We start from the raw sequence: 464 nt of genomic DNA, 5'->3' as shown, positions 1-464 counted from the left end.
TTCGGCGAAGAAGGCAACGACACGCTGCGCGGCGGCGCCGGCAAGGATACGCTGTACGGCGGCAACGGCACCGACCTGCTGGAAGGCGGCGACGGCGACGACGTGATCATTGGCGGTAACGAAGGCGGCTCATGGCGCGAAGAGCGCGATACGCTGCGCGGCGGCGCCGGCAACGATCAGCTGACAGTGGCGTGGAGCAGCTGGAACAACACGTTGGAAGGCGGCATCGGCAACGACACGCTGACCGGCGGTTACGGCCGCGACATCTATCTGTTCAATCTGGGCGACGGTCAGGACGTGATCATCGATCGGGCCTACCGCGTCAGCGCGGAAGATTCGTACCGGGATGAACTGGTGTTCGGCGCGGATATCAAGGAAAGCGATATCCAGGTGCTGCGCAGCGGCAACGACATGGTGTTCCGCCACATCAACGGCCAGGACAGCGTGACGGTGAAGGATTGGTT

The 464-nt window shown here is 63.4% G+C and carries 1 protein-coding gene; it reads left to right on the top strand.

Annotation, left to right across the window (positions count from 1 at the left end; all coding sequences use genetic code 11):
• The coding region (locus ACODRW_RS24345) for a calcium-binding protein (RefSeq protein ID WP_488906927.1) at positions 1-464 on the top strand (464 nt) is incomplete at both ends.

The organism is Chromobacterium sp. FG89 (genome assembly GCF_057808735.1).
This window is presented reverse-complemented; position numbering and strand designations above follow the sequence as displayed.